General features: G+C 61.1%; 10 protein-coding genes. All 10 read right to left on the minus strand.

Annotated elements, in window-relative coordinates; translation table 11 throughout:
* Positions 1-78 precede the first annotated feature (78 nt).
* Positions 79-645 carry a 50S ribosomal protein L17 gene (gene rplQ, locus RMN95_RS09030; RefSeq protein WP_309616601.1) on the minus strand — a complete coding sequence of 189 codons (567 nt, stop codon included), beginning with the start codon at positions 643-645 and terminating at the stop codon, positions 79-81.
* A gap of 38 nt (positions 646-683) precedes the next feature.
* Positions 684-1,679: a DNA-directed RNA polymerase subunit alpha gene (locus RMN95_RS09035; protein ID WP_309616602.1), complete on the minus strand. Its 996-nt coding sequence runs from the start codon at positions 1,677-1,679 to the stop codon at positions 684-686.
* Between the two features lie 163 nt (positions 1,680-1,842).
* Positions 1,843-2,241, minus strand: a complete 399-nt coding sequence (rpsK, locus tag RMN95_RS09040; protein ID WP_309616603.1) for a 30S ribosomal protein S11 — start codon at positions 2,239-2,241, stop codon at positions 1,843-1,845.
* Between the two features lie 49 nt (positions 2,242-2,290).
* Positions 2,291-2,665, minus strand: a complete 375-nt coding sequence (gene rpsM / locus RMN95_RS09045; RefSeq protein ID WP_309616604.1) for a 30S ribosomal protein S13 — start codon at positions 2,663-2,665, stop codon at positions 2,291-2,293.
* 126 nt (positions 2,666-2,791) lie between these two features.
* Positions 2,792-2,908, minus strand: a complete 117-nt coding sequence (rpmJ, locus tag RMN95_RS09050) for a 50S ribosomal protein L36 (RefSeq protein WP_199281181.1) — start codon at positions 2,906-2,908, stop codon at positions 2,792-2,794.
* A 120-nt stretch (positions 2,909-3,028) separates the two neighbouring features.
* Positions 3,029-3,250 (minus strand): translation initiation factor IF-1, encoded by a 222-nt coding sequence (gene infA, locus RMN95_RS09055; RefSeq protein ID WP_097060179.1) that lies wholly within the window; start codon positions 3,248-3,250, stop codon positions 3,029-3,031.
* A 133-nt stretch (positions 3,251-3,383) separates the two neighbouring features.
* On the minus strand, positions 3,384-4,229 hold the full coding sequence (gene map / locus RMN95_RS09060) for a type I methionyl aminopeptidase (protein ID WP_309616605.1): 846 nt from the start codon (positions 4,227-4,229) through the stop codon (positions 3,384-3,386).
* A gap of 2 nt (positions 4,230-4,231) precedes the next feature.
* Complete coding sequence (locus tag RMN95_RS09065) at positions 4,232-4,831, minus strand: adenylate kinase (RefSeq protein ID WP_309616606.1); 600 nt, start codon at positions 4,829-4,831, stop codon at positions 4,232-4,234.
* Complete coding sequence (secY, locus tag RMN95_RS09070; protein WP_309616608.1) at positions 4,828-6,153, minus strand: preprotein translocase subunit SecY; 1,326 nt, start codon at positions 6,151-6,153, stop codon at positions 4,828-4,830. Before secY ends, RMN95_RS09065 begins: the two co-directional genes overlap by 4 nt.
* Positions 6,154-6,268: 115 nt before the next feature.
* The coding region (rplO, locus tag RMN95_RS09075) for a 50S ribosomal protein L15 (protein WP_309616607.1) at positions 6,269-6,844 on the minus strand (576 nt) is incomplete at its 5' end.

Here is a 6,844-nt window from a genome sequence, read left to right on the forward strand (position 1 = left end):
CAAGCTATGCCGGTGTGATCCCGTGCCGGTTAACGAAGTTCGGCCCCGCTCGAAAGCGGGGCCGAACCGGATCTCTCACTACCTCTTGTCGTCCTCGGGAGGCGCGTCCGCGGCAGGCGCCTCGGCGGCAGGCGCGTCCTCGGCAGGCGCCTCTTCAACAGGCGCGTCGGTAGAGTCGACAATGTTCTCGTCCACGGGAGCCTCGGTCGCAGCAGGCTTCTCCGCCTTGGCAGAGGTCGACTTCTCCACTGCCTCCTCCTTCTTGGCAGACCGCGGCTTCGGGCTCACAGGCTCGAGTACAAGCTCAATCTGAACCATCGACGCGTTATCACCCTTGCGGAAGCCGAGCTTGGTGATGCGGGTGTATCCACCCTCACGCAGTTCGACCAGCGGCGCGATTTCGGTGAAGAGCTCGTGGATGACGCTCTTATCGCCGATGATCGCTAGCGCGCGGCGACGATTGTGCAGGTCACCCTTTTTCGCGAAGGTGATCAGTCGCTCAGCAACGGGGCGGAGGCGCTTAGCCTTGGTTTCCGTTGTCTTGATGCTCTTATGCGTGAACAGGGCCGCAGCCAGGTTCGCGAGCATGAGCCGCTCGTGGGCCGGCCCTCCGCCTAGGCGGGGTCCCTTAGTGGGTGTAGGCATGTTCTAGTTCTCCAGGATCAAAGTCTGCGGTGAGTCGCTTAGGCAGGGGTTTCGTCGTCGTCGTAGCCGCCGTAGAAGTGGGCTCCGTCGAATCCGGGGATGCTGTCTTTGAGCGACAGTCCCATTTCGATCAGCTTGTCCCTGACTTCGTCTACCGACTTCTGTCCGAAGTTACGGATGTTCATGAGCTGCGTCTCCGAGAGAGCGACGAGTTCGCTCACCGTGTTGATGCCCTCACGCTTGAGGCAGTTGTAGCTGCGCACCGACAGGTCGAGGTCTTCGATCGGCATGCTGAGCTCGCTCGACAGGACCGCGTCAACCGGTGCTGGGCCGATCTCGATGCCCTCTGCAGCGCTGTTCAGCTCTCGTGCGAGCCCGAACAACTCGGTCAAAGTTCGGCCAGCCGAGGCGACCGCGTCACGCGGGGTGATGGCATTCTTGGTTTCGACATCTACCACCAGGCGGTCGAAGTCGGTGCGCTCTCCGGCACGAGTCGCCTCGACACGGTAGGTGACCTTCAGCACCGGCGAGTAGATCGAGTCGATCGGGATCTGGCCGGCTTCGCTGAACTCGCTGCGGTTCTGGGTGGCGGATACGTAGCCGCGGCCTCGCTCGATGGTGAGCTCGAGCTCGAATTTCGCCTTGTCGTTGAGTGTGGCGATGACGAGCTCTGGGTTATGGATTTCGACGCCGGCGGGCGCCGAGATGTCGGCAGCCGTGACCTCGCCAGCACCCTGCTTGCGAAGGTATGCGGTGATTGGCTCGTCGTGCTCGCTGGAGACGACGAGATTCTTGATGTTCAGGATGACCTCGGTGACGTCTTCCTTCACGCCGGGGACGGTGCTGAACTCGTGCAGCACCCCGTCGATGCGGATGCTCGTGACTGCGGCTCCCGGGATCGAGGAGAGCAGCGTGCGTCGAAGTGAGTTTCCGAGGGTGTAACCGAAACCTGGTTCGAGCGGCTCGATGACGAAGCGCGAGCGGAACTCGGAGATGTTCTCTTCAGCAAGAGTGGGGCGCTGTGCGATGAGCACTGGTGATTCCTTTCGGCAAAGTGTCCGCTATATGACACTTGAATTCGGCGAGTGGCTGGCCCGTCGGTTGTTGAGTTGTGAATAACGTGAGAGGGAAACAGGAGCTGATGGCCGCGCGACGAGCTTGCTCGTGCGTGTGGCCATCAGCCAGAAAACACAGGGGTTATACGCGGCGGCGCTTGGGCGGGCGGCAACCGTTGTGCGCTTGGGGTGTGACGTCGTTGATGGAGCCGACCTCAAGCCCAGCGGCCTGGAGAGAGCGGATCGCGGTTTCGCGACCTGAGCCCGGCCCCTTCACGAAGACATCAACCTTTTTAAGGCCGTGCTCCTGTGCCTGGCGTGCCGCCGATTCTGCCGAGAGCTGTGCTGCGAAAGGGGTGGACTTGCGCGACCCCTTGAACCCAACGGTGCCCGACGAAGCCCAGCTGACTACCGCTCCCGTGGGGTCGGTGATCGTGACGATGGTGTTGTTGAACGTCGACTTGATATGGGCCTGGCCCAGCGCGATGTTCTTCTTTTCTTTCTTGCGCGGCTTGCGAACGGCCGATTTTGGTGCTGCCATGCTGTTCTCCTAAAAACTAAATGGCGACATCGCTGGGTGAACCCAGCGACTATCGGGCCTTCTTCTTGCCGGCTACGGTGCGCTTCGGGCCCTTACGGGTGCGCGCATTGGTCTTCGTGCGCTGCCCATGAACAGGCAGGCCCTTACGGTGACGGATGCCCTGATAGCTGCCAATCTCGACCTTGCGGCGGATGTCGGCGGCAACCTCACGTCGGAGGTCACCTTCTACCTTGAAATTGACCTCCACGTAGTCGCGAAGGGCAATGAGCTGGTCGTCGGTGAGATCCTTTACGCGAATCTCACCGCTGATCCCGGTGTCGGCGAGGGTTTTGAGGGCCCTCGTACGGCCAACACCGTAGATGTAAGTCAGTGCGACCTCAACGCGCTTATCACGCGGGATGTCTACGCCGGCTAGACGTGCCATGGTGGCTTCTCCTTGAATTGCTTGGAGGTGTGGCGCACTACCGGTGCTCGGGCCTCCAGCCCGGGGTGTCCCCTGCTTGCGCAGGTTGTGGCAGTGCGGTTCGTTATTGAGTTACGAGATCTGGGTCTAACCCTGGCGCTGTTTGTGGCGTGGATTCGACTTGCAGATCACCATGACGTTTCCATTGCGACGGATGACGCGGCAGTGGTCACAGATGGGCTTGACGCTGGGGTTTACCTTCATGAAACGTTCCTTGCACTCGCTGTCTTCGAATTCGCGGGATGCCACGAGTCGTTACTTTCCAGCGCGATAACCCTCTCGGGCACTACTTTTGGCAATAGGCCTGTTGTGTACTTGACAGGCCTACTTGTATCGATAGGTGATGCGGCCACGGGTCAGGTCATACGGGCTCAACTCGACAACTACACGATCCTCCGGGAGAATTCTGATGTAGTTCTGTCGCATCTTGCCCGAGATGTGAGCGAGCACACGGTGGCCGTTGGTCAACTCAACGCGAAACATCGCGTTGGGTAGAGCTTCGACTACTGCGCCCTCGATCTCGATGACACCGTCTTTTTTGGCCATAGCCTCTTCGTCGCTAAAAGTTGAGTTTCGCTGGTCTGCGGGGTTTCCGGTGGCTACGCGAGGCGCAGACACCAAAGATCAAGCTTAGATCATCGAATGGTGTTTCGCTACCACTTGGCTGAGTGTCGATCGACTAGGGGATAGGTGCGGGAACCACTCCGAGCGGTGCGAGCGCTTCGGCTCCCCCATCCGCGGCGGTGAGAACCCAGATCCCCTCGGAATGCACGGCTACCGAATGTTCCCAATGTGCCGCATCCAGGCCATCGTCCGTTGCGACGGTCCAGTCGTCGGCCAGCACATGCGATTCGATTCCGCCGCTCGTGACCATCGGCTCGATCGCCACTACCAGGCCCGGGCGCACATCCGGGCTCGCGCCCCTGACTCGATAGTTGAACACCGGCGGATCTTCGTGCATGGAGCGACCAATGCCATGCCCGGTGTAGTCCTCAATGATGCCGAACCTCACGCCGCCAAACTCCGCGCCATCGAGGGAATCTTCGATCGCCGCACCGACCTCGTTGAGTTTACGGGCCGAGGCCAGCGCGGCGATACCGGCCCAGAGCGAGCATTCGGTTGCATCCGACAACTGCTGGCGCTGTGCCACCCGCACCTGCTGCGCCGGATCGGGCACCACGACACTGAACGCGGCGTCCCCATTCCACCCGTGAACCTCGGCACCACAGTCGATGGATACCAGATCGCCTGGCACGATCACCCGCGCCCCGGGAATCCCGTGCACGATCTCGTCATTCACGGATGAGCAGATCGTGTGGAAGTATCCCGGCTCCTTCATGAAATTCGGCGCCCCGCCCCCATCCCGGATGACCGCCTCGGCTATCGCATCCAGTTGCATGGTGGTCACCCCGGGAGCGATGGCCGAACGGACCGCGGAGAGGGCAGCTGCCGTAAGGAGCCCCGGCCTGACCATCAGTCGAAGCTCGGCGGGAGACTTATACAGCTTTTTGTTGCCGAACCCCACGGCTAGCGACTTGCGGCGTCCGGAAGCACGATGCCGCGATCAGCCAGTGCGGCGGTGATGCGCGTTGTCACATCATCAATCTCGCCCAGACCATCGATTTTCGCGAGCACACCGCGGCTGTCGTAGATTCCCACGAGCGGAGCCGTCTGGTCGCGGTACACCTCGAGGCGGTGGCGCACCACGGTCTCGTCGTCGTCACTGCGACCATGCTCGCGCGCCCGCTTGCGAAGTCGCTCGACCACGACGTCAGGGTCGGCGACCAACTCGACGACGACATCCAGGGATGCACCGTGCCCGGCAAGAAACTCGTCGAGCTCGCGCACCTGATCGGTCGTACGGGGGTAGCCATCCAGCAGAAATCCGCTGTCGCAATCGGCCTCGGCGAGGCGATCCCGAATCAGCGCGTTCGTCAGTGAGTCCGGAACATTATCGCCGGCATCCATATACGCCTTGGCTTTTGCGCCCAGCTCCGTGTGGTTTCTGACGTTACTGCGAAAGATGTCGCCTGTTGAGATAGCGGGGATGACGTAGGCCTCGGCTAGCCGGGCGGCCTGGGTTCCCTTTCCGGCCCCCGGCGGCCCAATCAGCAGAAGTCGCGTCAACGGAGCAGGCCTTCGTAGTGACGCTGCTGCAACTGCGAGTCGATCTGCTTCACAGTCTCAAGGCCGACACCCACAATGATCAGGATGCTCGCGCCACCGAAGGGGAAGTTGGTGTTCGCTCCCACCAGCACAAGCGCGATGAGAGGGATCAGCGCGATGAGGCCGAGATAGAGCGAGCCTGGTAGCGTCACGCGGGTGAGCACATAGTCGAGGTATTCGGCCGTTGGTCGCCCTGCGCGGATACCCGGAATGAAGCCGCCATATTTCTTCATGTTGTCTGCGACCTCTTCGGGGTTGAAGGTGATCGCGACGTAGAAATACGTGAATCCGACGATGAGCAGGAAGTACAACAGCATGTAAAGCGGGTGGTCGCCCTTGGTGAGATAGTTCTGGATCCAGACGACCCACTCGGCCGGCGCCTGCCCGGCCGCGGGGGCGTTGAACTGGGCAATCAGGGCAGGCAGGTAGAGCAGAGATGACGCGAAGATCACGGGCACCACACCGGCCATGTTGACCTTGATCGGAATGTAGGTGTTGTTGCCCCCGTAGGTGCGCCTACCGACCATGCGTTTCGCATATTGCACGGGGATGCGACGTTGCGATTGCTCCACGAATACCACGGCTGCCACGATCACAACTCCGACCGCGATCACGGCAATGAAAACCTCGACGCCCTTGGTGTCAAGGATGCTCCCCAGAGAACCGGGGAAGCGAGCCGAGATCGAGGTGAAGATCAGCAGCGACATTCCATTGCCGATGCCGCGCTCGGTGATGAGCTCGCCCATCCACATGATGAGGCCAGTCCCGGCCGTCATCGTGACGACCATCAGCATGATGGCGTACCAGGAATCGTCGGTGATCAGTTGGCTGCACTCGGCGACGCCGGAATTGGACGGGAAGAGCGCGCCGCTTCGCGCGACGGTGATGAGCGTCGTCGACTGAAGCACACCGAGCGCAATGGTGAGGTAGCGGGTGTACTGCGTCAGCTTCGATTGGCCAGCCTGACCCTCCTTGTAGAGGGTCTCAAAGTGCGGGATCACGACCCGTAGCAACTGCACGATGATGGATGCGGTGATGTACGGCATGATACCGAGCGCGAAGATCGACAGCTGGAGCAGTGCGCCACCGCTGAACAGGTTCACGAGGTCATACAGTCCCTGGGTGCCGGCATTCCCGGCGAGACAGAGCTGCACATTGCCGAAATCAACGAACGGCGCCGGGATGAAGGAACCGAGACGGAACAGCGCAACGATGCCGAGCGTGAACCCGATCTTCCTGCGAAGGTCAGGCGTGCGGAATATTCGCGCGACAGCTCTAAACACAACGGCCTCCGACATATTTGGTGATGCAGTTATAGGTAATGCAGTCGAGTGGGGCTCCCCGGGAGGAAGCCCCACTCGCTTACGCCAGCGTTCGCTCTCGCGAACAGCCGGGTGGTTACGTGACGGAACCGCCCGCGGCAACGATCTTCTGCTCAGCAGAGCCAGAGACCTTATCGACTGCAACGTTTAGCTTAACCGCAATGTCTCCATCGCCGAGAACCTTGACCTTTTCGTTCTTACGCACGGCGCCCTTGGCAACGAGATCGACGATAGTAACGTCTCCACCGGCCGGGTAGAGCTCGGCCAGTTTCTCGAGGTTGACGACTTGGTATTCGACGCGGAACGGATTCCTGAATCCGCGCAGCTTCGGGGTACGCATGATGCTGTTCAGGTTTCCGCCCTCGAGCCCGACGCGCACCTGGTAACGGGCCTTGGTGCCCTTGGTGCCGCGGCCCGCGGTCTTACCTTTGGAGCCTTCACCGCGTCCGACGCGGGTGCGGTCCTTCTTTGCCCCGGGAGCCGGTCGCAGATGATGCATCTTCAGCACCTGCGGGCGCACCTCGGTCACAGGCTCCGACGCTTTCTTTGCCGGAGCAACCGTTGTCGCAGTCGCCTTCGCCGCGGGAGCCTTCGCTACGCTGGCCTTTTTGGGGGCTGCGGCGGGGGCCTTGTCGGCCTTCGTTTCTTCAGC

This window comes from Salinibacterium sp. (assembly GCF_031364185.1).
Lineage (GTDB): Bacteria > Actinomycetota > Actinomycetes > Actinomycetales > Microbacteriaceae > Rhodoglobus.

Coding starts and splice junctions, on each gene's coding strand:
- rplQ (WP_309616601.1), bottom strand. CDS start 645: ATGCCTACACCCACTAAGGGACCCCGCCTAGGCGGAGGGCCGGCCCAC.
- rpsK (WP_309616603.1), bottom strand. CDS start 2,241: ATGGCAGCACCAAAATCGGCCGTTCGCAAGCCGCGCAAGAAAGAAAAG.
- rpsM (WP_309616604.1), bottom strand. CDS start 2,665: ATGGCACGTCTAGCCGGCGTAGACATCCCGCGTGATAAGCGCGTTGAG.
- rpmJ (WP_199281181.1), bottom strand. CDS start 2,908: ATGAAGGTAAACCCCAGCGTCAAGCCCATCTGTGACCACTGCCGCGTC.
- infA (WP_097060179.1), bottom strand. CDS start 3,250: ATGGCCAAAAAAGACGGTGTCATCGAGATCGAGGGCGCAGTAGTCGAA.